The following is a 438-nucleotide window of genomic DNA, read 5'->3' as shown; positions in this document are numbered from 1 at the left end:
TCCGCATTAACTCACCAAATGTTGCAGTTCCTGGTTTGTTGCGGGAATTCTTACCTGTGATCGATCATATTTAAATAGAAAAATCTGCAAACGACTTTGAAATTTTTTGAATTGAATGGGTGGTTGGTTTAAACGTGGTATCACATGATCGATCAACAAGACGAATTACTTTTTCGACCACTTCACGTTCAAAGCCCTTGGCGATGATGTCCTCTTGGCTTTGTTCTTCTTCGATATAGGCGTATAAAATCGCATCGAGTATATCGTAAGCAGGTAGTGAATCTTGGTCTTTTTGATCGATCCGTGAGGTAAAGATATTTAAGATTATGTCCCATGTTTACCGCAATTTTCAGAAAAAATATAACCTGAGGTTCAATATTATTGCTGGTATTGTGAATCTTAAGCACTCCTTTTAGTTAACCTTGATTTTAGTCACCC

General features: G+C 37.2%; 1 protein-coding gene and 1 pseudogene. One reads left to right on the top strand and one right to left on the bottom strand.

What is annotated here, in order from left to right; all coding sequences use genetic code 11:
- Window positions 1-70: 70 nt before the first annotated feature.
- Entirely contained in the window at window positions 71-301 is a 231-nt protein-coding gene (locus ACJ5GX_RS01760; protein WP_495292635.1) for a hypothetical protein, read from the bottom strand.
- On the opposite strand from ACJ5GX_RS01760, the pseudogene ACJ5GX_RS01755 reads away from it, so the two are divergent.
- Window positions 300-416, top strand: a pseudogene (locus ACJ5GX_RS01755) (IS5/IS1182 family transposase); the annotation flags it as partial. The gene ACJ5GX_RS01760 and the pseudogene ACJ5GX_RS01755 overlap by 2 nt on opposite strands.
- Window positions 417-438 lie beyond the last annotated feature (22 nt).

Source organism: Wolbachia endosymbiont of Tuta absoluta (assembly GCF_059414725.1).
Note: the sequence above shows the minus strand (reverse complement) of the source record. Positions and strands in the feature narration are given on the sequence as shown.